We start from the raw sequence: 24,523 nt of genomic DNA on the forward strand, positions 1-24,523 counted from the left end.
GTTCGACATCGTTTTCCGCATCGGAAAAAAGCCCGGGGCTACAGCAGTGCGGCTGCAGCCCCGTGGCCGGTTGCGTCGTCAGGCTTCCAGCCAGACGTATTCCGCAAAGGCATAGCCCATCTGGCCACCAAGCGGGTTCGCTTCGAGGCCCTTGAGTTTGGCAGTCGTGGCATCGACGTTCGAAATATAGGCCGGAATGATCGTGCCAGCTTCTTCGGCGACCATGACTTGCATTTCGTTGTAGATGGCCTTTCGTTTGTTCTGGTCGAGCGAGCCGCGCGCTTCGATCAGCATCGTGTCGAACTTCTCCGACTTGTATTGGCTCTCATTCCACGGCGCTTCTGAAGCGTAGAGCAGCGAGAACAGGATGTCCGGTGTCGGGCGCGGGTTGATATTGCCGAAATGGACGGGTGCCTTCAGCCAATAATTGTCCCAATAACCGTCGGATGGAACGCGCTGGACGTCAAGCTTCATGCCGATTTCGGCACCGGCGGCCTGGATGATCATCGCCATGTCGATTGACGACGTCGCCGCGTCGGAGGCGATCACCGGGACCGACTGACCAAGAACGCCGGCCTTTTCGAAATGGAACTTGGCTTTTTCGGGATCGAATGCGCGCGCCTTCAGATCTGCATTGCGATAGAAATTCGCGGGGGAAACCGGCTGGTCGTTGCCGACCTCACCCAAGCCCCGAAGCGCCGACTTGACGATCTGCTCGCGGTTGACGAGATACTTCATGCCTTCGATGAAGTCTCGCTTGCTGCCGGGCTCCATGTCGAGTCGCATGTTGAGATTGGTGTAGTTGCCAGACGTCGTCTTCGACAGGACGAAAGCGTCTGCCTGTGTCTCGACCAAACGCATCGAGCGGGGATTGATCGAGGCGGCAAGATGAATGTCGCCCGAAAGCAGTGCGTTGACGCGGGCATTGTCGTCGCTGATGGCGAAGTATTCGAACGAATCGACGTTCGGGCCGGATTTCCAGTAGTTCTTGTTCTTGATCCCGACCGACCGCACGCCGGGTTCGAAGACCTCCTTGACGAAGGCGCCCGTACCGTTCGCCTTCGAGAAGTCCGTCGTACCGTCGGCGACGATCATGAAGTGGTGCATCGACAGAATGGTCGGTAGGTCGGCGTTCGGATTTGCGAGCGTGATCTCGACGGTCTGTTTGTCGACTGCCTTGAAGCCCGTCATTTGGGCGGCGATCTTGGCGACCTTCGAACCGACGGCCGGGTCGAGATGGCGCTTCAGCGAAAAGACGACGTCGTCGGCCGTCAGCGGCTTGCCGTCGTGGAAAGTAACGCCCTTCTTAAGCTTGACGGTCCAGGTTTTTGCATCCTTGGACTCGATTGTTTCGGCAAGCTCCATTTGCGGGACGCCGTTCTGGTCGAGGAAGGTGAGGCGATTGTAAAAGGAGCAGCAACGGACATAGTCAGTCGAGAGCGATGCCTTGGCCGGGTCGAGCGTATCGGCCGTCGAAGACGACCATCCCGCCGCCTTCAGCGCGCCGCCGGAAACGGGTGTGGCGGCGAGCGCCTGCGAGGCGCGAGAGAGGATGAGGCCCCCCGCCGACATCGCCACACCGCCGGCCAGCATCATGTGGAGTAATTCTCGACGCGTCGCGCCACGGCGAATGGCGTTTTCGACCCTTGTGTCGTCGGATGTGGTCCAGTTGGTAATCTTGTCGTTCATAGCATTCCCCTTTTCGTGGTTGGTTGGCGCGTCTTCGTCTTTCCGCAAAGTTCAGGCCAGGTTCTTTAAGATTCTCATTCAGCCCCGCGCGGCGGCCACTGCATTGGCGAGGCCCTTCAAGGATGTGAAGTGATAGTCGGGCTCGGTGAATTTGGCCGGCTCGATGGTGCCGCCATAGCCTTTCTGTCCGTGGCGGCGCTCAATCCAACAATTGCTCATCCCCAGCTCCCGCGAAATCCCAATGTCGTGGTACTGGCTTTGGGCGACATGCAGGATCTCGTCTTTTGAACTTCCTTCGGCCGCGACGAAGTCGAAAACCTTCTCGAAGAAGACGGGGTCGGGCTTTTCTGTGCCGGTTTCGTCGGCGGTGAAGGCGGCGTAAAACGGGCTTCCCAGTTCCTTCGCGAAGTAATCGAAGGCCCAGCGACGTGCATTGGTCATCGCCACCAGGCGGTAATCTTTGGCAAGTTGGGCCAGCGCTTCGGCGCTGTCGTCAAAGGCCTTCCAGCGTTTTGCGGAAACGCGCAGCCGCTCACCACACTTTCGCTCAACCGGCAGGCCGAGGTTTGGCGCGATCGCCAGATAGACGCGAATGAGATCATCCGGGAAGAGGTCGGCATCCCTGGAATAGCGCGCCGCGCGGTAAAGGCTTAAAGCCTCCTCGGCGTCGATCACGACGCCCGCGTCTGCGGCGATGCCGGCGAGGCACTCCGTAAGACCACCCTCGAAGTCGATCAGCGTGCCGACGACATCGAAGGTCAGATACGTGAAGTCATGAAGGCTCTTGCCCATCGCAATTTCCCAGTTCTCGGCCTCCTGAGGGAACGCCGGCTTCGTGAAGAAGAATATTCTGTTCCCTGGCGAGGTGATTTTCCCGCTCTTGGTGAAAGGCCGGGATTTCTGGGATCCGGCCCTTTTTCTTGAACTGAGTTTGGCAGCTGTCCCAAACCAGAGTCTCCGAAAACAGGCTGTGGCGCGGCACAAAATACCGAAGATGACGGTTCCGCGACATATTGCGGCTCGGGTTTCTCAGGCCACAAGGGCCCGCCGGATATCGTTGTCGGCGAGCGTCTCGTCGAGCGTCCTGCGCGTACGCTCCACGATCGCGTCGATTTCCGCCTCCGTGCAACAGAGTGGTGGGGCGTAGCCGAGCACGCCATTGGCGAAGGCGCGGATGACGAGACCATTGTTCCAGGCGCGGTCGAAGATGCGGCGCGCCGGTTCTGCAGCGGCTGGAAGGGGAGTCTTGCGTTCCTTGTCGACGACGAGCTCGATGGCAGCCAACATGCCGCGGCCGCGGACGTCGCCGACGAGCGGATGGTCCTTCAGGCTCTCGAGCCCGGCCATCAGCCGCGCTCCGGCTCTGCGGCCGTTTTCCAGCAGTCCGTCTTCGTAGAGTCGTAGAACCTCCAGACCGACGGCGGCGCTGACGGGATGGGCCGAATAGGTATAGCCATGTCCGACGGCGGAGGTGCCGGCGCCATCGGCAATCGTCTGGTAGACGTGTTCCGACATGAACAGGGCACCCATCGGCACGTAGCCGGATGTGAGGCCCTTGGCGACCGTCAGGAGGTCCGGCACGATGTCATCCTCAGAACAGGCAAATAGCGGACCTGTGCGCCCGAAGCCGGTGATGACCTCGTCGGCGACAAAGAGGATATCGAGCTCGCGGCAAACGGCACGCATTGCCTTCATCCAGCCCTTGGGCGGCACGAGCACGCCGCCCGATCCCTGGATCGGTTCCGCATAGAATGCCGCAACGCGCTCGGCGCCGCCCAGTTCTTCGATCTTCTGCTTCAACGCGGCAATGGAAGCAGCGATGATGGCTTCGGGTTCGGTGCCGACCGGGTTGCGGTAGGCATAGTGGGACGGAATCTTGTGCTGCCAGTCGAAAGGCAAGCCGAAACCAGCGTGAAAGGCGGGTAGAGCAGTAAGACCGGCTCCAACCGTCGAGGAACCGTGATAGCCTTGTTCGATGGAGATGAACTGGTCTTTCCCGGGTCGTCCGCGCGCATTCCAATAGTAGCGGATGAAGCGGATCGTGCTGTCGACCGCATCCGAACCGCCGAGCGTGAAATAGACGTGGTTGAGGTCTCCTGGCGCGCGATCGGCGAGTTCCGAGGCCAACCTGATTGCCGGCTCCGAGCCGAGGCCGAAATAGGCGGTTGCATAAGGAAGCTCCCGCATTTGCTTTGCCGCCGCCTCGACGATGCTGTCATGACCATAGCCAGCATTGACGCACCAAAGGCCGGCAAAGCCATCGATCAGTTGTTTGCCGTTCGCATCGGTGACTGTTGCACCAAAAGCCGATGTCAGGACCCGCACGCCCAGATTTTCGTGACCGCGATAGGAAGCGACCGGATGGATCAAATGCGCGCGGTCGAGTTCGATCAGGGAATTGCTAAACATGAAGGTCTCCGGATCAGCCGAGCGCCTGATTGGCGAGGGCAAAGGTGGCCGCAACACGATCTGCGGCGCGGTGGATCTGCGGCTTGGCCATGGCAATGCCGCCGCCAACGTGCGCGAGGCCTTGTTCGGCGAGCCAGGGCGAAAGGTTGCTGTCGTCGGTGGTGTCGATCCTGAGGAATCGGCTGGGACGCTTGGCAATGAAGTGTCTGACGAGTGCTTTGGCATCAGTGAGATCGGCGGCGACGACGGGGCCGATTACGTCTCCTCGACCGAAGGAGCGCAGGGCTGCAAACCCTGAAATGCGGCCGTCACGGCGGGTGACGGCGAACTCACCGACCTTGGCGAGATAGGCCATCAGCCCTTCGCGATCGGCGCCGAAAGCAACCCGGTCGAGTTCGGTGAGTGCATGAAGATCGCCGACGGTTGCGTCCTCGGTTTGCGTTGGCGCGGCGATTTCGCCGACCACCCCCTGGTGCTGTAAGACCGTGCCGATCTCGCAAAAGCCAAGCTTCTTGTAGAGGGGAAGGCCTTCGGCCGTCGCCACGAGCCGCAGCGGTCGGTCTGCCGCCATCTGAAATGCGGCATCCATGAGCCTGCGACCTAGACCGCGACCGCGCATCGTCTCGTCGACAATAACCATGTTGATTGTTGCACACTCGGTCTTGTATGGCGTCATGAGCACGGTGCCGACGACCCGTCCGGCCTCGACCGCCACGACCCCTTCGCTGAGCGCCAGCGCCATCTGCCAGTCTTCCGACCGGTGCGGCCAGCCCGCCTGCCGAGACAGGTCGATGGCAGCTCCCAGGTGTTCGGGACCGAACGTCGCAAGATCGATCTGACGTGTTTGCATTGGAATGTCCTTCATTTCTGGTCACAAGTGTGAGGCAGTATCGGCCGGAAGATTGTCTGAAGGACGCGGCCCGGACGGTATCTTATGGCTTTGCAGGCGCATGCCGCCGCATCTTATGCTGACAACGAACGCGTGCGCGAGAAACGCTGTCCTGGAAGAGAAGTGAAACGCCCCAGGACGCACAACCTTCTGCCAAAGCCGGCTTTAGATACGAAACAATCTGCTTTGATCGTTCGGATTTCAGTCGAGCGGGCGGGTGAACCTCGGCCTATGATGGCCACAGATGAAACCGCTACAGCTCAAGGACAGGTCATGACTCACTTCCGGCCGAAATACATCACCTTCGACTGCTATGGCACACTCACCAACTTCCAGATGGCGGAGGCGGCGCGCGATCTTTACGGTGATCAGTTCGACGAGCCGCGCATTGCCGAGTTCATCAAGAACTTTGCCGCCTATCGCCTCGACGAGGTACTGGGCGATTGGAAACCTTATAATGAGGTGGTTCACAACTCGCTTGAGCGGACCTGCAAGCGCAACGGCATAAAGTTCCATGATGAAGCTGCGAGGGCGGTCTACGAGCGCGTCCCGACCTGGGGGCCGCATCCGGACGTTCCGGCAGGCCTTGCCAAGATTGCTGAGGAAATCCCGCTGGTCATCCTCTCCAACGCGATGAACGCGCAAATCATGTCGAATGTCGAAAAGCTCGGGGCGCCGTTTCACGCAGTCTACACAGCGGAGCAGGCGCAGTCCTACAAACCGCGCTTCAAGGGCTTCGAATACATGCTTGATATGCTGGGCTGCGGCCCCGAAGACATTCTCCATTGCTCGTCTTCATTCCGTTACGATCTGATGTCGGCGCATGACCTCGGCATCAAGAACAAGGTCTGGGTCAATCGTGGCCACGAACCGGCGAACCCCTATTACGGCTATGTCGAAATCGCCGATATCTCGGGTCTTCCGGGCGTCGTCGGGCTCTGAGAAAGGCATGGCGATGAAGTTCCAATCCTACTGGCACGATACGGCCCCCGCTTTTGAAGGCGGTATGCAAGGTCCTGTCGAAGGACACTACGACGTCGCCATTGTCGGTGGCGGCTTCACTGGCCTTGCCGCGGCGCGCCAGCTGGCAAAGGCCGGCGCAAAGGTTGTCGTGCTGGAGGCAGAGCGGGTCGGCTGGGGTGCTTCGGGACGCAATGGCGGCCATCTCAACAACGGCCTTGCCCACAGCTTCATTGCCGCCAAGGCCGAACTCGGCAAGGAGCGAGCCATCGCGCTCTACAAAGCGCTCGACGCTTCGATCGATACCATCGAGGCAATCGTCGTAAAGGAGGGGATCGACTGCAATTTCCGTCGCGCGGGAAAGCTGAAGCTCGCGTCCAAGCCGCAGCATTTCGATGCGATCGCCCGCAATTTCGAGGCAGTTCACAAAGAGGTGGACCCGGAGACGGCGCTTCTTAGTGCAAATGATCTTGAAAGCGAGGTCGGCTCGCCCTTCCATGGTGCCATGCTGTCGAAAAAGAGCGCCATGATGCATATGGGACGCTATGTCGTCGGCCTTGCCAGTGCTGCCGCGCGCCATGGCGCCACCATCTTCGAGAAGGCGGCAGTGACCGCGCACCAAAGTGGCAACGGTCGCCATAGCCTCGCGACTGTACGGGGCACCGTTACCGCAGACCACGTGCTGGTCGCGACAGGCGCCTATACGCCGCCAGTGTTCGGCTATTTCCGACGTCGGATTGTTTCCGTCGGCAGCTTTCTCATTGCAACGCGTCCACTGACGGATGCAGAAATTGCGGTGACGATGCCGGGCAACCGCACCTGTGTCACCTCGATGAACATCGGCAACTACTTTCGGCTGTCGCCAGACAACCGGCTTATATTCGGAGGCCGCGCCCGGTTTTCGGCAACGTCCGATCAGCGCTCGGATGCAAAGAGTGGCGACATTCTCCGCAATAGCCTGCTTGAAATCTTCCCACAGCTTTCAGGGGTAGAGATCGACTATTGCTGGGGTGGGCTCGTCGATATGACCAAGGACCGCTATCCGCGCGCCGGCTATGTCGATGGCGTCTGGTACGCCATGGGCTATTCCGGCCATGGGGCGCAGCTGTCCACCCATCTCGGCATGATCATGGCCGACGCCATTCTCGGCAAGGCTGACCGTAACCCGGTCAAGGGCCTCGACTGGCCGGCCGTTCCTGGCCATTTCGGCAAGCCCTGGTTCCTGCCGCTGGTCGGATTGTACTACAAGACGCTCGACCGGTTTCAATAACGGCCAATCATCCATCCGGAACCGGGCGCCCAAAGTCTGCCGACAACCCTTCGCGCAAACCTCGGTTGCTTGCGCAATGCCGGACCTCCGCCCGCGACCGACCAAAATACTGGACCGTTCGGGATCGGCAGGATGAAGAGCTTGGGCTGGCCCGGCGATAGCGAGATTGATCCCAACAGCTGGACGCGCTATATAGCTAGACAGGCTAGCTTGGATGAGAATCATGGAATGGCAGTTACAGGACGCTAAGAACCAATTTTCAAAAGTCGTTCAGAAAGCTCGGGACGAGGGGCCACAAGTGGTAACCGTACGCGGCCAACGCGCGGCCGTCGTGCTGTCGGCCCGCGAATACGACGCCTTGCGCGCCGGCCGGCCGACCCTGGTTGACGATCTGCTGTCGGGACCTGCTTGGGATGACGCCCTCTCAGAGGTGGTGAGCGATCGCTCTAGGACACCAAGCCGAGAAGTCGCCTTCTGATGTATCTTCTCGATACCGACGTCATCTCAGAGGCGCGCCGCGGCACGCCTCAGGCCAAATCGTGGCTGCGATCGGTCGATCCTCTAACGGTCCATCTGAGCGTGCTCACGCTGGGCGAAATCATGCGAGGCATCGCCCTTAAGCAGAAGAACGACCCGAAGTCGGCTGCCCATCTCGCAGAGTGGCTACGCAAATTGCGTCACGACCATGGTGAGCGCATTCTACCCATATCAGACCAAATTGCAGTCGAATGGGGTCGCATCGCCGCAATCCGTCCACGTGGCGATATCGACGGTTTGATCGCGGCGACGGCAATCGTTCACGATCTCATCGTTGTCACGCGGAATGTCGCGGACTTCGAGGACACTGGTGCCATCATTGCCAACCCGTGGGATCCAGACGCGTGAGTGGGGGATGTTGGAACACCCTGCCTTGCAAATTTCCGTTTCGTTGCACGGTTGTCATAGGATCGGAAGGCGCTTGACATCCGCTCGCTGACAATCTCATCAAAATAATCCTCGTGAAGATGTAAGAGGGTCACGAGCTCAACGCCATCGAGGATGCCGTCAAACTCGATGGCCTCGGTCAGCCAAGTCCGCCGATATGGAAGCTCTTCATTTCGAGATATTCCTCGATGCCGCATTGGGCGCCTTCACGACCAAGACCGGATTGTTTCACGCCGCCGAAGGGGGCAACCTCGGTCGAAATTGCCCCGGTGTTCAGCCCGACCATGCCGAACTCGAGCGCTTCGCCGACATGCCAGGAGCGCTTGAGGCTCTCGGTGTAGAAATAGGCGGCCAGACCGAAGGGCGTGGCATTGGCAATCCTGATCGCTTCGTCCTCGGTTTCGAAGCGAAACAGCGGCGCGACAGGGCCAAAGGTCTCTTCTTTCGCAAGCAGCATCTCTGTTGTGGCGCCGGTCAGAACGATGGGGGCGGTGTATTGCCGGCCCTCCGGTAGCGATCTGCCGCTGGCCGCGATCTTAGCGCCTTTCGCAAGCGCATCGTCGATATGGCAGTTGATCTTGGTGATCGCCGCCTCGTTGATCATCGGGCCAATTGCCACACCTGGCTCGGTTCCCGGCCCGACCTTCATCGCCCTCACTCGGGCGCTGAGCTTTTCGGCGAAGGCGTCGTATACGCTAGCCTGGACCAGGATGCGGTTGGCGCAAACGCAAGTCTGACCTCCGTTGCGGAACTTGGAGGCGATCGCGCCTTCCACCGCGAGATCGAGATCGGCATCATCGAAGACAATGAACGGGGCGTTGCCACCGAGTTCGAGTGAAAGCCGTTTGATGCTATCGGCTGCACCGCGCATCAGCAGCGAGCCGACGCGTGTCGAGCCCGTAAACGAAATCTTGCGCACCGTCACATTGGCCATGATCTCGTTGCCAATGGCCGTGGGCATGCCAGTGACGATGTTGACGACCCCGGCCGGGATGCCCGCCCGCTCCGCAAGCACACCGAGTGCCAGCGCGGAAAACGGCGTGAACTCCGACGGCTTGATCACAACGGTGCATCCGGCCGCCAAGGCAGGCGCGACCTTGCGGGTGATCATCGCGTTCGGGAAATTCCAGGGCGTGACGATGGCGCAGACGCCGACTGCTTCTTTAAGCACGACGATACGGCGGTCGGGGGTTGGAGAGGGAATGGTATGGCCGCCGATGCGTCTCGCTTCCTCCGCAAACCACTTGACGAAGGCGGCGCCATAGCGGATCTCACCGCGCGCTTCGTCGAGCGGTTTGCCCTGTTCCAGCGTAAGGAGGAGCGCCAGATCCTCAAGGTTTTCGATCATTAACGCATACCAGCGTTCGAGGAGGCCGGCGCGTTCGGCATGGGTCTTCTTCTTCCACGGTGTGAAGGCTGCATCGGCAGCCTCGATCGCGGCGCGCGTTTCGGCAGCCCCCATATCTGGAACGGTACCGAGGATCGTCTGGGTCGCCGGGTCGATCACCTCCACGACCCCGCCAGAGGCAGCGCCGGTCCACGTCCCGCCTATCAGGCCCGTTTGCCGGAACAGTTCCGTGTCGTTCAACGTCTTCATGCTCATTCTCCAAACGATCAGTCGAGCGCGGCAAGAACCGCCGCAGTGATGGTTTCCGTTCTGTCTTTGCCCGGGACGGTGCCTATGCCACTGGCAGTCGTCCTTTTCAGCGCCTCCATGATCCTTCGTGCCGCGTCCGTTTCGCTGAGATGATCAAGCATCATTGCGCCGGACCAGATGGTGGCGATCGGGTTGGCAATGCCGAGATGGGCGATATCGGGCGCCGATCCGTGCACCGGCTCGAACATGGAGGGACCACTTCGATCGGGATTGATGTTGGCGGAAGCAGCAAATCCTAGACCGCCCTGGATGGCCGCGCCCAGATCAGTCAGGATGTCGCCAAAGAGGTTCGAGGCAACCACAACGTCGAGGCTTTCCGGTGCCATGACCATCCGGGCGGCCATGGCATCGATGTGATACATCGTGACCTCGACGTCCGGGTATTGGGCGGCGAGCTCCCTGGTGATTTCGTCCCAGAACACCATGGAATATTTCTGGGCGTTCGATTTGGTCACCGAGGCGAGCTTGCCGCGACGCAAGCGCGCCTGCTCGAATCCGAAACGCAGCACCCGTTCGACGCCGGTGCGCGTGAAGATCGAGGTTTCCACCGCGACCTCGTCGGCGGTCCCCTGATGAACACGGCCGCCGGCGCCGGAGTATTCGCCCTCAGTATTTTCCCGGATGCAGACGATGTCGAAAGCCTCCGCCTTCAAGGGACCTTGGACGCCAGGCAGAAGCCGGTGCGGACGGATATTGGCGTATTGCACGAAGGCCTTGCGGATTGGTAGCAGCAGGCCGTGCAGAGATACGGAATCGGGCACTTCTGCCGGCCAGCCAATGGCGCCAAGAAGGATAGCGTCGAAGCCGCGCAGTATCTGGATGCCATCAGCGGGCATCATGGCGCCGGTCTGCTTGTAGAAGGCGCATGACCACGGGAATTCCGTGCCTTCCAGCCTAAATTTGCCGATCGCGGCTGCCTTCTCTAGAACCGACCAGGCGGCGGCTGTGACATCGCGCCCGATACCGTCGCCTGGAATAAGTGCGATCCTGTGATGTGTCATGGCGATATCGTCCTCAAAGGCTGATCAAGACGCTCTTGCTCTTGCGGTTGGCGTTGTAAGCCTCGCGGCCGAGATCTTTCCCGATGCCCGACTGCTTGTAGCCTCCGGTTGGTAAGATATGGTCGCGCGAACGGTTGTAGCGGTTGACCCAGACGGTACCTGCCTGCAGACGACGGGTGAGCCGGATCGCGCGCGATAGGTCGCGGGTGAAGAGCCCGGCGGCAAGCCCGTAGGTCGGATGGTCGGCGAGCGCGAGCGCCTCCTCCTCGTCTACAAAGGTCTGCAGCGTAAGGACAGGCCCGAAGATCTCCTGCGTGACCGCAGGCGAGGGCTCGCGAACGGCGATCAATGTCGGCTGATAAAAATAGCCCGGCGCATCCATCGGTGCGCCGCCGAACAGACATTCGCCGCCGGCCGAAACAGCCGACTCGACAATGCCGTGGATACGGCTCAACTGGCGCTTCGAGATGATCGGCGAATATTGTGTCGTCTCGTCCCAGGTCGGCGCTGCCTTCACCATCTTCATGCGTGCGACGATCGCTTCGGCCAGAGGGGCCGCAATGGATTCTTCGACGATCAGCCGGGAGCCGGCGACGCAGGCCTGGCCGGCATTGGAAAGTATGCCTTGGGAAATGACTGAGGCAGCCTTGTCGAGATCGGCGTCTGCAAAAACCAGTTGCGGGCTCTTTCCGCCGAGTTCCAGCGTCATCGGCTTGACGCCTGTGCGGGCGATATTGGCCATGATCGCAGAACCGGCTGCGGTCGAGCCGGTAAAGCTGATCTTGGCGATCTCCGGATGGCCGGTCATGGCATTGCCCGTAACCTGGCCGTCGCCAAGAACAATGTTGATGAGACCCGCCGGTAGGCCGGCCCGGATTGCCAGTTCGGCGAGATGGATGGTTGAAAACGGTGTCAGTTCGGACGGCTTTAGAACCACTGCATTGCCGGCGGCGAGTGCGGGACCAAGCTTCCAGCCAGCCATGGAAATAGGAAAATTCCAGGGCGTGATGGCGCCGACCACACCGTAAGGTTCCGTGATGATCATGCCGAGATTGCTGTCGTCCGTCGGAACGAGATCGCTTCCCTCCTTATCGGCGAATTCGGCGAAGAAACGGATCTGCTCTGCGGTGACGGCGATATCGCCGGTGACAAGCTGGCCGACGGGGCGTGTTGAGGAAAGCGCTTCGAGTTTCGCAAGCGTTTCGGCCTCGCTCTCGATAAGGTCCGCCCAGCGCTGCAGCGCGACGGTGCGCTCGCGTGGGCGTACGCCGCCCCAGTTGCTCACCTTCAAGGCCTGTTTGGCGGTCTGGACGGCGCGATCAACCATGTTCTCGTCAGCGACCGGGCAACCACTATAGGCCTTGGCATCGGATGGGCGATGCATGTCGATGACCCCGGCAGCCGGTACCAGCCGGTCGCCGATGAAATGTCCGACAGGCAAGGGAAGTTTGTCCGGATCAAAGCTCAGTGTCATTGCGCGTCCTCTGGGTGGGCCTAAAGGCGAGGTTAGCGCGGCCACAGAAGCAGCATGCATCGACGGGCGATGCCGGGACGGCGGAAAATTACGTTTTCGGCGACGCCACAGTCAATTCTTTGGCGGTCGTGCAGAGGCTACATTTGCGGGGTGTCGGCGAAGGCTTGCCTGAGGCATTCGCAGAACGGTGGAACGAAGCGTGATTGCGGCCGGGCCTCATTGATCGTCAGCGAGACTGGTGTCGGGATCGCTGGACGGAAAGGCCGGGAGACAATCCCCTCAACTGGGCTCCATAGCGCAAGTCCGTCGACCAGCGCAATGCCAAGCCCCTGACGGACCAGAGGCAGGGCGCCAACCGAGGAAGCGATCTGGATCGAGACCTCGCGCACTTGTCCAGCCGCTGCGAAGACGTCGTCGAGAGCTGCGCCGAACTCCGCGTGGGAGCCGTAGGAGATGATGGACCGCCCAGCAAGGGCGGCCGGCGTGAGCGTTGCTTCCGTGGTCAGCGGATCACTCGCGGGCAGGATCGCCACGATCTTGGCGGAATAGAGGGTTTCCACCCGTACTGTCGGTGCTAGGATCGGTGACAGCGTGACACCCACGTCAACGTCACCGAGCAATAACGCCTCGGCAATCTCACGCTTCGGCAGCGTATGAAGATGGATTTTCACCTCGGGATGGTGGTTGCGGAAGGCGGTGAGTGCCACCGGTAGGACCGAATAGGCAAGCGGCAGGCTGGCAGCGATGCGGATGAGCCCGATCTTGCTGGCGCCAACGTCGCGGGCAAGGGATGAAAGCGCCTCCATTTGCCGAAAGACGCGATCGGCGTCGCCATAAAGAATATGCGCCTCTGTCGTCGGTGCGAGCCGGCCGCCGATCCTTTCGAACAGGGGATAGCCAAGCTGATCTTCAAGATAGGCGAGCAGCTTGCTGACTGCCGGCTGCGAAACGCCGAGCGAATTGGCGGCGGCGGTGATGGTGCCGTCGCGCATGATTGCCCGGAAGACTTCGAGCTGGCGGATGTTCATGAGACGGCGCCTCCGGCAGTTTCGTTCTCAGCTGAGAGCGTAGCGGATTCGCATCGTCTCAAACAGCATCCGCATCTCCTCCGCAACAGGGGGGCGATCGCCCGCGACCTTCTCGACCGCCTCGAATATCCGATGCTTGAGGAAATACCGCCAGCCGACTGGCTGAGAGGCGAGGAAGGCGGTCAGGAGATCGTAGCGCTCCAGGTTCCAGATCGCTTCGAAGGCCCGCCGTTCAACGCCATGGGTGATGACTTCCGCCACTGCAGGCCGGTGGCCTGAACGGATGGCTGCGGTCGCTTCCTCGTCGACACTGCCGACGCGAATGACGACTGCGTAGTCCCGCTTAGCGCTTGCAACGCTGACGGCGCCGCATCGTACGTCCTTCAAGACCTCGCCCGCCGGCCGCGACAGGGGGTCGCCATAGCCACCGGCGCCGGGGCCAACGACGCGGATCACGTCGCCGGGACCGCAGTGGACGACATCAGTATTGCCGAGCGAGACCTCGTCGGACCGGCCCGGATTGCGAAGGAACCGGGAAATGCTGCCGGCATGTGCACCCTTCACGCCCCAGGCCGGCATGATCGAGCGATTGCGGTTGCGGGCGGTGATGATGGTTTCCGGCGCCGAGATCTCAAACTCCATGACGGCCGACAGACCGCCGCGGTGCCGACCAGGCGCGCCCGTATCGCGCTCCAGGCCGTACCGCAGGAAGCGGATCGGCACCTCTGCCTCGCTGATCTCGATCGGCGTATTGCGCAGAAAACCCGTGGCACCACCTGCGCCGTCGCTGCCGTCACCGGCAGGCGTGCCTCCGCCGCCTCCGCCGACCGGCCCGATCGAGGCCATGACCGGGCGTCCGGCCCGACTTGTCGTCTTGATGTTCATGATGGCGTTGCCGCCCGGGGAGGCAGCGGGCATCAGGTCGGGCAGCGCCTGGACGAAGGCGCCAACGGTGACGATCTGGGTCATGGCGCAGGTGAGCGAGCGCATGCCGACGGCTGCTGGCCGGCTGCAGTTGACGACCGAGCCCTCGGGCAGGATCGCACGGGCAGGCCTCAATGTGCCGGCGTTGAGGAGCAGGCTTTTGTCCAGCGTGTAAAGCACATAGGTCAGGCCGACCATCACCAGCGGATGGCGGTCCCGTCCGCCGGTCGGCATGTTGAGTGAGGAGCCGAGTTGCGGGTCCGAGCCGGTATAGTCGAGTACGACCTCGTCGCCGCGGATCTTGAGGGTGAGCGCAATCCTGCAGGGCTTGCCGCCGACGGAATCCTCGTCAGCATAGTCGGCGAAGAAATAATCGCCGTCTGGCACGCGCGCCAGGATACTGCGCGTTTGCGCCTCGGCATAGTCGAGAATCTGCGCGACACCCTCAAGGAAGGTCCGGTAGCCGAAGCGACTTATGATCTCCCGGATCTTGCGCTCGCCGACATTGACAGAAGCGATTTGCGCATGAAGATCGCCGAGGTTCTGTTCCGGTAAACGGACATTGACGCGGATCACGTCGAGGACGAAGCGGTTCATCTCACCCTTCGAAACAAGCTTCGTCGGCGGGAGGCGCAGGCCCTCCTGCTCGATCTCGCTCAAGGACCGGGAGAGCGAGGCCGGTACAGCGCCGCCGACATCGGTGTTGTGGATGTGGCCGACGACGAAGCAGGCAATCTCCCCCTCGAAGAAAACCGGCTTCCAGATGTGGATGTCGGGCGAATGGGTGGCGACGAAGCCTGAATAGGGATCGTTCGTGATGCAGATGTCGCCCTCCTCATAGTCGTTAAAGGCCTCGATCAGCGAGGCATAGTCGATGCCGCTGTACCAGGGGGCGCCGAACTGGCGGGGATTGGCGAAGGCGAGCCCCTCGCGCGTGACGATCTGGCAGGAGAAATCCTCCGTCTCCTTGACGAAGGCGGAATGGGCGGTGCGCATTAGCGTGAAGGCCATCGCGTCGGCGGCTGCCGAGCAGAAGTTTGCGAGCACCTTCAGGTTGCGGCGGTCGATGGCCATGATCAGAGCTCCGTCCTGGTGATAACAAGATTGCCGAAGCGGTCGACGAGGACCTCGAAGGCCGGCGGTACGATGGTGGTCGTGTCGTCCTGGGCGACGATCGCCGGGCCGTGGAAGCGATGGCCTGCGGCCAGGTCGGCGCGGTGATAGACGCCGGTCACCCAACTGCGGCCCGAAAACCAGCCGTCGACGTGAAGGCGCGGCGCGGCTGGAGCTTTCCCGGCAGCAATGGGATTGAGCGGCGGCTTCGGCGTGGCGCCGGCAATGACGAGACGCAGGCTGACCATCTGGACGTCGGCGTTGTCGTCGCGGTGGCCGTAGAGGCGATCGTGCTCCTGGTGGAAGGCGGCTCGTATCGCAGCGGCATCGCCGTGGCAAAGCCAGGCAGGCTGGATCGGCGTTTCGATCTCGAAGGATTGACCGAGGTAACGCATGTCCGCGGAGAGACGAATGCTTCCGCGGCCGCTGTAGCCCTGCGTCTCGAGCCAGGCGCGCGCCTCTACTTCAAGTGAGCCGAGGGTTGCGCAAAGGTCGGCCAGCGCCCCGACCGTCACCTCGCAATAGACCGTGCGGACGAAGTCGTTCTTGAGATCGGCGATGAGCCCGCCATAGGCGGACACGACACCAGGGGTCGGCGGCACCACGACGCCCCGCATGTCGAGCTCCCTGGCGAGAAAGCAGGCGAGCATCGCGCCGGCACCACCGAAGGCGAAAAGGTGGAACTCGCGCGGGTCGATGGCAAAGCGCGAGACGAGCGCGCTCACCTCCGCATACATGCCGGACACCGAGATATCGACAATATTGCCGGCAAGTTCCTCGACGCTGGTGTCGAGCTCTTCGGCGAGCGGGGCAAGGGCCGCTCGCGATGCGGCGTGATCGACATTCACGGCACCATAGCCGAGAGGCATATGGCCGATGAGATTGGCGGCGGCCATCGCGTCAGTGATCGTCGGCTTTGTGCCGCCGCGGCCATAGCAGGCGGGACCAGGAGTTGAGCCTGCGCTCTGGGGCCCGACATGGAGAAGCCCAAGCCGATCAAATCCAGGCAACCGAACCGCCGCCCTGGCCGACCGAACTTACCGACACTGACGGGACATGGATCTGGAAATCACCGATCAGTTCGCCCGTGCCGTACTGCGCCTCGCCATCGATGATGACGGCGACGTCGGCGCTGGTGCCGCCGATGTCGAGGCTCATGATACGCTCGAAGCCGCTCGCCTTGGCCAGATAGCCGGCACCGATGACGCCCGAGGCGGTGCCGGACAGGATCATCTGGACGCAGTGTGAGCGAGCCTGATCGATGCCCATGACGCCGCCGTTGGTCTTGGTGATCAGCAGTGGGCAGGTGACGCCGCGCTCGCGCAGTACCTTTTCGAAGCGGTCGAGATAATTGGCGACACGTGGCTGGACGTAGCCGCTGATCACGGCCGTGATGGTGCGTTCATATTCGCGGATGATCGGCCAGGTGGCAGCCGAGCATATGACCGGCAGCCCCGGTGCGAGCCGCTCGATCATCGACTTGACGGCATGCTCGTTGGCGCCATTGCGGTAGGAATGCAGAAAGGCGAGGACGATCCCCTTGCAGCCGGCGTCGATCGCCGCCTGGACGGCACAGGCCACGTCCGTCTCATCGGGCGTCTTTAGAACCTCGCCGCTCGCCAGGATACGCTCGTCGATACCGAACACCCGGTCGCGGCTGATCAGCGGTTGCGGACGCACGGAATAGAGATTGTGGATCTCGGGGATCTTGAGACGCGCGACCTGCAGCACGTCTTCGAAATTCTTCGTGGTGAAAAGAGCAATGTCGTCGCCGTTGCGCTCAATGACGGTATTTACGCCGACGGTTGTTCCATGCGTGAAATAGGAGACCTCGCTCGGCTCTATTCCATAGCGCTCGGAGAGCATGTCGAGAGCAGAGACAATCTCCTCGCCAGGCGCATCCGGCCGCGAGAAGACCTTCAGTGTAGCGAGGTTTCCGGTGCCTGTGTCGAACACGGCAAAGTCCGTAAAGGACCCGCCGACGTCGACGCCAATGCGATAGGTCATGGCGCGTCTCCTGTGTGGTCAATGAGAGGATGCGCGCAAGCAGCAGTCGAAACCACGAAAGACATGAAAGCGATCCATAACCCGCGGTTATGGCTCGCGCGCCTGCGCCTCGTCGGGCTTTGGAACGGTCATATAGTATTCGGGATGCGGAGCCCGTCGATAGCCGGCCTTCTCGTAGACGGCGTGCGCGTCCCTCGTCGCGAGCATCCAACTGGTGACGTCGACGAGTTCCGGATGATTGCGGATCTCGTCGGCAAGCCAGGATGCAAGCCCCCGGCCGCGATGGGCCGGCAGCGTGAAGACATCGCGCAGATAGGCGAAGATGGCATAGTCGGTGACCAAACGGCCGAAGCCGGCGAGCGTGCCGTCTTCGGCGTAGATGCCGATGGGGAGTGAATGGTCCAAGGCCCGCTTGAGCTGCTCGAGCGTCATGCCGCGCGCCCAGTAGGAATCGCCTGCCAGGAAGCGGTGGACCGTTGCCGGATCGAGGCGAGTGCGATCGGTGCTGAGCAGGTAGCCGTTCCGGTAGGCCTCGAAGACGATCGGGTCGCGCGGCATCGGCGTCACATCACCGTCACATAGATCTTGCGCACGGTCTCGATCGTCTTCCAGACCCCGACAAAGCCCGGCTTCATGACGAAGCTGTCGCCGGCCTTGTAGACGACCGGCGCGCCGCCTTCCGGGCTGAGTTCGACGACGCCCGAAAGAATATGGCAGAATTCGAAAGTCTCGCCTTTGATCGAGCGCGTCTCGCCCGGGGTCGCTTCCCACACGCCCGTGTGGATCATCTCTTCGCGGGCGACGTCCTGCGCCCAGGTCTTGAAGGACGGATCGCCGGAAATCAGGCGGTCCGGGTGGGCGACGGACTGACGCGGCGCGAAGGATGGATCAGTATCGATCGTCTTCAAGAGGGACATGGGTTTCCTTATCCGGTGGGTTGACAACTTAGTAGCCGCGGTGGCGATCGACCAGCCCGACCGGGTCGAGGCCAGCGCGGAAGCGCTTGATGTTTTCGATCACCGCCGCAGCGGCGCTTTCAGGTTGGGTGACGCTCGCGATATGCGGCGTCAGCAGGATTTTCGAATGGATCCAGAAGGGATGGTCCGCCGGCAGTGGCTCCGGATCGGTGACATCGATCACCGCACCGCTGAGATGGCCGCTGTCAAGCGCCTCAAGGAGGGCTTGATGGTCAAGCTGCGGGCCGCGGCCGACATGGACGAGCGCGGCACCGGCCGGGAGTTGCGCAAAGAGTTTTGCGCTGAGGAGGCCGCGTGTCTCATCTGTCAGCGGCAAGAGACAGACGAGAATGTCGGTTGCGCGCAGTAGCGTGTCCAGTCCGTCCCGGCCGCTCAGGCACCTGACGCCGCCGATCTGGCGCGGGCTGCGGCTCCATCCCGACAACGGGAAACCGAAAGGCTTCAGTCGTTCGAGCACCTGCGTGCCGAGCATGCCGAGGCCAAGCACGCCGATGCGCCGTTCTGACGCCTGAACCGGTGCGATTGCCTGCCAGGACCGCAGTCGCTGCTGGTTCAGATAGGTCGGCAGATCACGGTGAAGCGAGAGCACGGCGAGTGTCACATATTCCTGCATCATCCGGACGATGCCGTCCTCGACCATCCGTACTACCTTCACATGCGCCGGAACGGCATCGATACGAAACTGGTCGACGCCGGCGCCGATGGAAAAGAGGATCTCGAGATTGCGATATCGCGCGAGATTTTCCGGCACCGTCCAGGTAATCAGGTACCGCACAACTTCCGGATCGACTGTCGCCGGGTCGAGCGAAAAGGGAATGTCGGGCAGTTCGCGCGCGAACGCTTCGGCGAAAATTGCGCCGCGCTTGGTATCGGAATTGAAGAGGAAGGCCATGGCGGAACTCCTTCTTGATCGTCAGGCGGTGCAGCGCGCGCCGAGCGCCTCGATGACCGCCTGGCAGGCGAAGAGTTCGTCTGCGCAGATGAATTCGTCCGGCCTGTGGGCGCGTCCGATGTCGCCGGGCCCACAGATGATCGCATCGATGCCCGCCTGCTGGAAAAGCCCGGCTTCTGTACCATAGCTGACGGCGGCGAGCGGCTCGCGCCCGGTCAGTTCCTCAAATAGCGTTGCAAGGGGCGCATCGGCGGCAAGCGAAAGCGCCGGATAAGCACTCAGTTCCTGCCATTCGACCTTGAAGCCCTGTTCCAACAGCGCCTCGGCGGCGGCTCGGATGGGTGCAAGCAGCACGCCGGGATCAACGCCGGAAATTGCGCGTGCCTCGAACTCGGCCTCGCACCAATCCGGAATGATGTTGACCGCCTGTCCACCCTTCAGTGTGCCAACCTGGAGAGAGGAGTAGGGCGGCTCGAACACGGGCTCGAAGGGACCCCGGGCCAGCCGCTCGGCCTGCGCCACCGCTTGGGCGAGCACGCCAGCGACGGCATGAATGGCATTCAACCCCTGGTCGGGACGTGAGGAATGACCGGAACGACCCTTGACCGTCAGCCGGGAGGCTGCCTTCCCCTTGTGCGCGCGGATTGCGCGCATGCCGCTCGGCTCGCCGATGACGGCGCCGAGCGGAGTTTTACAGAGCTCCGGCAGGCGCGCGATCATGTGCGGTACCCCTTTGCAGCCCGCCTCTTCGTCATAGGAAAAAGCGTAGTGGATCGGTCGCCTAAGCGGTGCCTGCGCAAGGCTAGGGGCGGCAGCAAGACAAGCGGCAAGAAAACCCTTCATGTCTGTCGCGCCGCGTCCGTATAGGCGGCCCGCTTCAGCGCGCAGCCGGAAGGGGTCGCTCGTCCAGCCATTCTCGGCAGCCGGGACCACGTCCATATGGCCCGAAAGGATATAGCCCGGCATCTCCCTCGGGCCGATGGTGGCGAAGAGGTTCGACCGATCACCCTCCGGGCCGGGAAGGATGGTGACGTCGATGCCGTGGCTTTGCAGATAATCGCCAATCCAGGCAACGATCCCGGCATTGGGCGTACCGACGACGGAGGGGAAGCCAACAAGCGTTTCAAGGATTTCCATTGCCTGCATTGTTGTGGTCCTCACAGCATACCCGGCTTGCCGAGATCGGTGCCGTCGATCATGCGTTCATAGCGATAGGGTGTCGGATCGACGCACGGCGTGTCGCCTCGAATAAGGTCGGCTGCAAGGCGCCCGGCCGCAGGGCCGATGCCGAAGCCGTGACCGCTGAAGCCGGAGGCGATGAAAAGGCCGGGCTGCGCCCTGACCGGGGCGATAACCGGGATCGCATCCGGGGTCGAATCGACCATGCCACCCCAGGCGTGCGCGACCTTCAGGCCGGCGAGCTGCGGATAGATTTCCTGCAATCGCTTCAAGCCCGTGTCGATCAGGCGCCTGTCGGGTGCCGGGTCGAGCGTACGAACGCGCTCAAAGGGCGAGACACCATCGGCCTGCCAGCGGGAAAGCGCCTCCGGTCCTTCGAAAAATTGACGCCCGATGGCAAAGGTCAGCCCCTTGCGGCGCACCTGGAAGGTCGGCCAGAAGGCTTTCGCCTGCATCAGACCCCAGGGAGTGATCTGCAATTGCCCCTGGCCACTCAGGCCCACCGTGTAGCCGCCGTCCAGGCGACGGCGCAGGGCGACATTTTGCATCGAAATGCCGCCTTCGGTCACCGCAGCAGCCGGTTCGGTGTAGAAACACGTGGACTTCACCGAGGCCTGCAGAAAGCGGACGCCCTGGTGGCGCAGCAACATGCCGCTCCAGGCGCCTCCAGCGACGAGGACGGCTGCGCAGCGGATCAGGCCTTGTTCCGTCACCACGCCGGATACGCTGCCGGCTGCGGTCTCGAATGCGCGTACGGCGCAGTTCTGGACGATGATGGCGCCGAGGCGCTGGGCGGCGCGGGCAAGAGCGGGAACCGCAAGCTGCGGCTCGGCGCGGCCGTCGGTGGGGGAATGCACGCCGCCGAGCCAGTTGCGGCCGTTTCCAGGCAAGAGGGCAGCCGTCTGAGCACTCGTTAGCAGACGCGTATCGACGTCGAAAGCACGAGCGATCTGGCCCCATTTCTCCCAACTTGCGATATCTGCCGGGTTGCCAGAAGCGTAAACGAGACCCGTGCGGCGAAAGCCGGTTTCTTCGCCGAGTTCAGCATTCAGTCCCGCCCAGATACGCATCGCGAGCTGGGCGAGCGGCAGTTCGCGCGGATCGCGGTTCTGCTGGCGACACCATCCCCAATTGCGGCTCGATTGCTCGCCCGAAACCAGGCCTTTCTCGATGATGGCGACAGACGTTCCTCGGCGCGCCAGTTCATAGCCGGCTGTCACGCCGGCCATGCCGCCACCAATGACAACGACATCGGCACGGGATGGAATTCTGGAGGAACTGGAAACGGGGCTAACCGGAGGCGACATCTCTGATCTCTTAACTTTTCACGGCGGTGTCGCCGGCTCGAGCCTGTTTCGATGATCCTAGACATCGGCCCAGGCGTTACATGCCGAAATCGCGGTAGATTTGGTCGATTGTTGTGTTTGCAGTAGCCTCACAAGCAATTTCTATCGGTGGTCCTGGCATACCTTTAAGTCGACCTGCCGATGCGAGATATCGCGTTCGGCGTGAAGATCGGTGTTCGGGAGAAACGCACGTGGTCCCAAGAGAATCGAGAGTTGTCGATAGTTTCGACATGCGCATTGCCGATCTCAGCACCACAGATCTCGATCAGCTGCATGCACTATCGATTTCTGTCGGATGGCCGCACCGCGCCGAAGACTGGCAGTTCCTGCGGGAAGTCGGCGAGGGCATCGTTGCGATGGACGAAATCGGCCGCATAATGGGCTCTGCGATGTGGTTTCCCTATGATGAGCATTTTGCCACGATCGGTATGGTGATTACCTCTCCGCGCCTGCAATCCAACGGTGCCGGGCAATGGCTGATGGGCCATGTCTTGGATCGGGTTGCAGGACGCGACCTTGGACTTAACGCTACGCGAGCCGCGCGGCGCCTGTACCTTTCCTTGAACTTCGCCCGAGAGGCGACTGTCTACCAATGCAATGGTGAAGCGGTTGCTCCACCGGAACTCGATGCCCCCGCCGGCAGCGTGCGCCGGCCGTTGGAGCCCGGGGATCTGGATACCATCGTCGAATTGGACAAGGCCGCCTTCGGTGCAGATCGCAGGACATTGCTGGTCCGACTGCTGACATGCTCTAAGGGCATCGGGCTGATGCGCGGCGACAAGATGGAAGCCTTTTCGCTTTGTCGGCGGTTTGGGCGTGGCCACGTAATCGGGCCCGTCGTCGCCACCAACGACGAAGATGCAATCGCCGTGATTCATCCGCATGCGGTCCGACATATAGCCTCCTTCCTGCGGCTCGACACACGCGAGAAAGACGGCAGGTTTTCCGATTTTCTGGCGCGCTGCGGTCTCTCCGTTTACGACACCGTGACATCCATGTCGCTGGGACGGCGTTGGCTGAACGTAGGTGAAGGCGACGCGCCACGCCAACCAAGAACTTATGCGCTTGCCAGCCAGACACTCGGTTGAACCAATCCAATCTGGGCAAATCCAGCCTGCTCAGGTCGATCTGTCGGCTGCGGCGGGTCAAGGCTGTCGCGTGCGGCGCTCACCCGCCGCGTCGCCTTCGTCGAGCAGCAGTCGACGACGGATACGCGCCGCACCGTGCGCGATGTTGTCCGCCTCGGCCGCACGGGACGGATGGCGCCGCTTGTGCCGAACACACAACGGATAATGCCGATCGCCAGCCTCACTCTCGTTCGACAGGGCTGGTGAAGCCCCCACGGCCTCTCTTTTGGCTGGTCTTGCGCCGGTTCGCCCTTGGCCTGCAACGGCTTCTCCGACCTTCTTCCCCTGCGGCTTCCCCTGCGGCTTTGCCACATTCCTCGCGGGAAAGAACGCTCACGCATAACCGACGCAGGACATGCCTGCTCATTTTTAGCCCGGAATTATGCGCAGTATACCGGAGCGATAGTTCAGAAAGACAGATGCCTAAATCGCCCCACTCCGCATAACGTCGAGCTCGCCGCCGCCCGGCAGAAGACCTCCGAGCAGCGCCGCGACTATCTCTCGGTCAAGCTCGATGACCCGAGCGTCCTGCTCCGATCTACGCCACGCTCGCCGAAGTCGAGGACGCCTCCAGTTGATCTGGTCCCGACCGAACCGGGATTGAGATCCGGCCAAAACCCTGTCACCGGGGGCCAATCGGCCGCAATAACAGTATTACAGAAATGCTGTAAATGCTGTATTTTCGCCTGCGCAAGCGCTATAGTCGAGTTCGCGCAGACACCATGGAGATAAGTATGCCCCGTCCCAGTGGCTCATATTCAACGAGCGATCTATCTCGAAAATCCGGCGATATTATCGCGGAAGCCTTGCGGCATCCGGTGACGATCACACAGCGCAACAAGCCGCGCCTCGTACTTCTCAACATCGATGACTATGAGCGGTTGATGCGGCAATCCGACGCGCGGTCGGTGGGCACGCTCGAAACCATGCCGCGCGAATTGCTGGACGAACTCGAGGCCGCAGTCGATACCTATGCCGAGACTGACGAGGTTAGCCGGTGAGCGGCTACGACGCCATCCAGACCGCGACGGTGATCCGCTATCCCTATCTCTGGGCGAGGGAGGCCGGCAAGGGTGAGACCGAGGGCCGCAAGGATCGCCCAGTTGCCGTTGGCGTGAGACTTTCAAGACCTGACGGTGATCTGGTTCTGTTTTTCCCGATCACAACGAAACAGCCAGAGAAGGCTCGTTTCGCAGCGGAAATTCCCGCGATCGAGAAACGGCGGGCCGGTCGCGATGCAGATTTGCGGCTCTGGATCGTCCTCGATGAATTCAACAGCGATGTCGTCGGCCGCTCCTTTTACCTTGAGCCTGAACCACCCATCGGGCGGTTCAGCAAGGCCTTCTTCCTTCCCCTTCTCCGCGAGTTCATCGCGCGCCGCAAGTCGCTTGCCGAGATCAGCCGGTCCAAATAGTGCCTGCAAGATTTCACCCGCCGGAGTGCTGGGTTGGGGCGGGGATCTCACTCTCGGCGAGGCACCGCGTCGCCGCTCGAAGCCGGTTGACGGTGGATCGCCGGCATGATGACGCCGAGCCCCGGCCCGAGGGCTGCTCGGATTTGTCCGGTGGCAAATCATCGACAGCAGGCGTTAAGGGCACATGCGTGAGCGCTTTCGCCGGTTGCGTCGCGGCGTGGCGCGGTGATGATGGCGGTCGGG

At 61.7% G+C, this 24,523-nt stretch carries 21 protein-coding genes and 3 pseudogenes; 9 read left to right on the forward strand and 15 right to left on the reverse strand.

Going from position 1 to position 24,523, the window contains the following annotated elements:
* Positions 1–78: 78 nt before the first annotated feature.
* The 4 genes from LPU83_RS67005 to LPU83_RS67020 all read right to left on the reverse strand — a co-directional run bounded on the left by LPU83_RS67005 (position 79) and on the right by LPU83_RS67020 (position 4,948).
* Complete coding sequence (locus LPU83_RS67005; RefSeq protein WP_024315496.1) at positions 79–1,689, reverse strand: ABC transporter substrate-binding protein; 1,611 nt, start codon at positions 1,687–1,689, stop codon at positions 79–81.
* A gap of 78 nt (positions 1,690–1,767) precedes the next feature.
* Positions 1,768–2,481 (reverse strand): HAD-IA family hydrolase, encoded by a 714-nt coding sequence (locus LPU83_RS67010; protein WP_024315495.1) that lies wholly within the window; start codon positions 2,479–2,481, stop codon positions 1,768–1,770.
* Between the two features lie 237 nt (positions 2,482–2,718).
* Positions 2,719–4,098 carry an aspartate aminotransferase family protein gene (locus LPU83_RS67015; RefSeq protein ID WP_024315494.1) on the reverse strand — a complete coding sequence of 460 codons (1,380 nt, stop codon included), beginning with the start codon at positions 4,096–4,098 and terminating at the stop codon, positions 2,719–2,721.
* A gap of 13 nt (positions 4,099–4,111) precedes the next feature.
* A complete protein-coding gene (locus LPU83_RS67020) occupies positions 4,112–4,948 on the reverse strand; it encodes a GNAT family N-acetyltransferase (RefSeq protein ID WP_024315493.1) in 837 nt (278 codons plus the stop codon).
* A 312-nt stretch (positions 4,949–5,260) separates the two neighbouring features.
* On the opposite strand from LPU83_RS67020, the gene LPU83_RS67025 reads away from it, so the two are divergent.
* From LPU83_RS67025 to LPU83_RS67040, 4 genes are all read left to right on the forward strand, one after another.
* On the forward strand, positions 5,261–5,929 hold the full coding sequence (locus LPU83_RS67025) for a haloacid dehalogenase type II (RefSeq protein ID WP_024315492.1): 669 nt from the start codon (positions 5,261–5,263) through the stop codon (positions 5,927–5,929).
* A gap of 13 nt (positions 5,930–5,942) precedes the next feature.
* Positions 5,943–7,217 carry an NAD(P)/FAD-dependent oxidoreductase gene (locus LPU83_RS67030; protein WP_024315491.1) on the forward strand — a complete coding sequence of 425 codons (1,275 nt, stop codon included), beginning with the start codon at positions 5,943–5,945 and terminating at the stop codon, positions 7,215–7,217.
* A gap of 223 nt (positions 7,218–7,440) precedes the next feature.
* The gene (locus LPU83_RS67035; RefSeq protein ID WP_024315490.1) at positions 7,441–7,695 is read left to right on the forward strand and encodes a type II toxin-antitoxin system Phd/YefM family antitoxin; all 255 of its coding nucleotides are present in this window, start codon (positions 7,441–7,443) and stop codon (positions 7,693–7,695) included.
* Entirely contained in the window at positions 7,695–8,102 is a 408-nt protein-coding gene (locus LPU83_RS67040; RefSeq protein ID WP_024315489.1) for a type II toxin-antitoxin system VapC family toxin, read from the forward strand. The genes LPU83_RS67035 and LPU83_RS67040 overlap by 1 nt, the downstream gene beginning before the upstream one ends.
* A gap of 178 nt (positions 8,103–8,280) precedes the next feature.
* Here LPU83_RS67040 and LPU83_RS67045 read toward each other — a convergent pair whose 3' ends face one another.
* From LPU83_RS67045 to LPU83_RS67095, 11 genes and pseudogenes are all read right to left on the reverse strand, one after another.
* Complete coding sequence (locus tag LPU83_RS67045; RefSeq protein WP_024315488.1) at positions 8,281–9,738, reverse strand: NAD-dependent succinate-semialdehyde dehydrogenase; 1,458 nt, start codon at positions 9,736–9,738, stop codon at positions 8,281–8,283.
* Between the two features lie 17 nt (positions 9,739–9,755).
* Positions 9,756–10,799, reverse strand: coding sequence for a tartrate dehydrogenase (locus LPU83_RS67050; RefSeq protein ID WP_024315487.1), 1,044 nt, complete (start codon positions 10,797–10,799; stop codon positions 9,756–9,758).
* 13 nt (positions 10,800–10,812) lie between these two features.
* Positions 10,813–12,273, reverse strand: a complete 1,461-nt coding sequence (locus LPU83_RS67055; RefSeq protein ID WP_024315486.1) for an aldehyde dehydrogenase family protein — start codon at positions 12,271–12,273, stop codon at positions 10,813–10,815.
* 137 nt (positions 12,274–12,410) lie between these two features.
* The gene (locus tag LPU83_RS67060) at positions 12,411–13,301 is read right to left on the reverse strand and encodes a LysR family transcriptional regulator (RefSeq protein ID WP_040680918.1); all 891 of its coding nucleotides are present in this window, start codon (positions 13,299–13,301) and stop codon (positions 12,411–12,413) included.
* Positions 13,302–13,328: 27 nt separating this feature from the next.
* Entirely contained in the window at positions 13,329–15,299 is a 1,971-nt protein-coding gene (locus LPU83_RS67065; protein WP_024315484.1) for a hydantoinase B/oxoprolinase family protein, read from the reverse strand.
* Positions 15,300–15,301: 2 nt separating this feature from the next.
* Positions 15,302–17,345: pseudogene (locus LPU83_RS67070) on the reverse strand (hydantoinase/oxoprolinase family protein).
* A gap of 87 nt (positions 17,346–17,432) precedes the next feature.
* Positions 17,433–17,903 (reverse strand): GNAT family N-acetyltransferase, encoded by a 471-nt coding sequence (locus LPU83_RS67075; RefSeq protein WP_024315483.1) that lies wholly within the window; start codon positions 17,901–17,903, stop codon positions 17,433–17,435.
* A gap of 5 nt (positions 17,904–17,908) precedes the next feature.
* Positions 17,909–18,262, reverse strand: a complete 354-nt coding sequence (locus tag LPU83_RS67080) for a cupin domain-containing protein (RefSeq protein WP_024315482.1) — start codon at positions 18,260–18,262, stop codon at positions 17,909–17,911.
* A 28-nt stretch (positions 18,263–18,290) separates the two neighbouring features.
* Entirely contained in the window at positions 18,291–19,214 is a 924-nt protein-coding gene (locus LPU83_RS67085) for a 2-hydroxyacid dehydrogenase (RefSeq protein WP_024315481.1), read from the reverse strand.
* Between the two features lie 21 nt (positions 19,215–19,235).
* Positions 19,236–20,360, reverse strand: a complete 1,125-nt coding sequence (gene argE / locus LPU83_RS67090) for an acetylornithine deacetylase (protein WP_024315480.1) — start codon at positions 20,358–20,360, stop codon at positions 19,236–19,238.
* 11 nt (positions 20,361–20,371) lie between these two features.
* Positions 20,372–21,700, reverse strand: coding sequence for an NAD(P)/FAD-dependent oxidoreductase (locus LPU83_RS67095; RefSeq protein WP_024315479.1), 1,329 nt, complete (start codon positions 21,698–21,700; stop codon positions 20,372–20,374).
* 269 nt (positions 21,701–21,969) lie between these two features.
* Between LPU83_RS67095 and LPU83_RS67100 the strand changes: the two genes are divergently transcribed.
* From LPU83_RS67100 to LPU83_RS67120, 5 genes and pseudogenes are all read left to right on the forward strand, one after another.
* Positions 21,970–22,827 (forward strand): GNAT family N-acetyltransferase, encoded by an 858-nt coding sequence (locus tag LPU83_RS67100; RefSeq protein WP_051166674.1) that lies wholly within the window; start codon positions 21,970–21,972, stop codon positions 22,825–22,827.
* A pseudogene (locus LPU83_RS74830) lies at positions 22,824–23,016 on the forward strand (histidinol phosphatase); the annotation flags it as partial. The gene LPU83_RS67100 and the pseudogene LPU83_RS74830, both read left to right, overlap by 4 nt.
* A gap of 294 nt (positions 23,017–23,310) precedes the next feature.
* Positions 23,311–23,470, forward strand: a pseudogene (locus LPU83_RS67110) (DUF736 family protein); the annotation flags it as partial.
* Between the two features lie 130 nt (positions 23,471–23,600).
* Entirely contained in the window at positions 23,601–23,867 is a 267-nt protein-coding gene (locus LPU83_RS67115; RefSeq protein WP_024315476.1) for a type II toxin-antitoxin system prevent-host-death family antitoxin, read from the forward strand.
* Positions 23,864–24,280: a hypothetical protein gene (locus tag LPU83_RS67120; protein ID WP_024315475.1), complete on the forward strand. Its 417-nt coding sequence runs from the start codon at positions 23,864–23,866 to the stop codon at positions 24,278–24,280. The genes LPU83_RS67115 and LPU83_RS67120 overlap by 4 nt, the downstream gene beginning before the upstream one ends.
* Positions 24,281–24,523 lie beyond the last annotated feature (243 nt).

The organism is Rhizobium favelukesii (assembly GCF_000577275.2).
Taxonomy (GTDB): domain Bacteria; phylum Pseudomonadota; class Alphaproteobacteria; order Rhizobiales; family Rhizobiaceae; genus Rhizobium; species Rhizobium favelukesii.